1 pseudogene is annotated in these 1425 nt (G+C 67.3%); it reads right to left on the bottom strand.

The annotated features are described in order from the left end of the window. Positions 1-29 precede the first annotated feature (29 nt). A pseudogene (locus ACFTZB_RS45615) lies at positions 30-1359 on the bottom strand (IS701 family transposase). Positions 1360-1425 lie beyond the last annotated feature (66 nt).

Below are 1425 nucleotides of genomic sequence, written 5' to 3'. Positions count from 1 at the left end.
TAGTACTTTGTTAGGTGGGGAAGGTGTGGTCACAGAGTGGGCAGGTACCGATCCAACGGGCAAGTGCGCGTTGGAGTTCGCGGAGAACGGCGTAGAGGCTCAGTCCTGCCCAGCTGCTTTTGGGTCGGTGAGCCGGAGGGTGGTGAGGAATAGGTGAGCGGCGGTGACCAGGGTGGCGTGGTGATGCCAGCCCAGCCAGGAACGACCCTCGAAATGGTCCAGCCCGAGACCGGTTTTCAGCTCCCGGTAATCGTGCTCGACGCGCCAGCGGAGTTTCGCCAGGCGCACGAGTTCTTTCAGTGGGGTGTCGGCGGGCAGGGTGGAGAGCCAGTAGTCGGTCGGCTCGTCGGCGCCGGCGGGCCACTCGGCGAGCAACCAGAGCTCGGGCAGGGTGCCGTCGTCGGCGCGGGGAATGTCGCGGTTCGCCGGGCGGATGCGCAGTGCGGCGAACCGCGAGCGCATCGCCGCGGTCGGATTGGTCGGGTCGGCCTTGCTGCCGCGGCGCCAGGTCACCGTCCGCAGGGCCTTCCGTCCGGCGGCCAGGACCAGGTCCTTGCAGCTGGCAGTCGGTCCCGGATAGCGCGGGGCCGGTTGCCGTCCGCGCCCGCTGTAGGGAGGTGTCTCGGGGACTGCGTCGCCGGGAAAGGCGCTGGTGGACCCCTTGACGGCGACGACGTAGTCGATGCCCCGCTCGGTCAGCGATTCCCGGAAGGCGGTGGTGTCGCCGTAGCCGGCGTCCGCGACCACGACCGGCGGGATCCGGCCCCACTCGATCAGCTCGTCGATCATCTCGATCGCCATTTCCCACTTTGTGCGGTGCTGCTCCGCGTCGGGGATCGCGGACCGGCGCCTGCGGGCGGTGATCTCCGCGACCGCATCAGGATCGGTGGTGGACTGATCGTCCCAGCTCTGCGGCAGGAACAGTCGCCAGTCCAACGGGGCCGACGCGGCATCGGTGGCCGCGTGCACGCTGACCGCGATCTGGCAGTTGCCGACCTTGCCGAGGGTGCCCGAGTACTGACGGGCCACACCCGGCGAGCGGTCGCCGTCCTTGACGAACCCGGTGTCGTCGATGACCCACGCATCCGGGGCGATCAGACCGCACGCTTTGCGGGAGAGGGTTTTCCGTACCGGAACCACGTCCCACGGCGAGGTCGTCACGAACTGCTGCAACTGTTGATGGTCGACCTGCAACCGCTCCGCCATCGGCTGCATCGACTTCCGACGCCCGTCGAGCATCAACCCGCGCGCATACAGCCCGGCCTTCGCCCGCTGATCCTTCCGTGCCAGCGACGAGAACACCTCACCGACAAACGTATCCAACTGTTCCCCGACCCGGGCGAGAGCGGCTGCTTCCATGCCTGCATGCTCTCGAGAAAACCACGAAAACTCGAGCCGACACGCCGAGCTAACAAAGTACTACTA

Source organism: Rhodococcus sp. NPDC057014 (genome assembly GCF_042673295.1).
In the GTDB taxonomy this organism is placed as follows: Bacteria; Actinomycetota; Actinomycetes; order Mycobacteriales; family Mycobacteriaceae; genus Rhodococcus_F.
The sequence above is the reverse complement of the archived record's forward strand: the minus strand, read 5'-3'. Positions and strand labels throughout refer to the sequence as shown.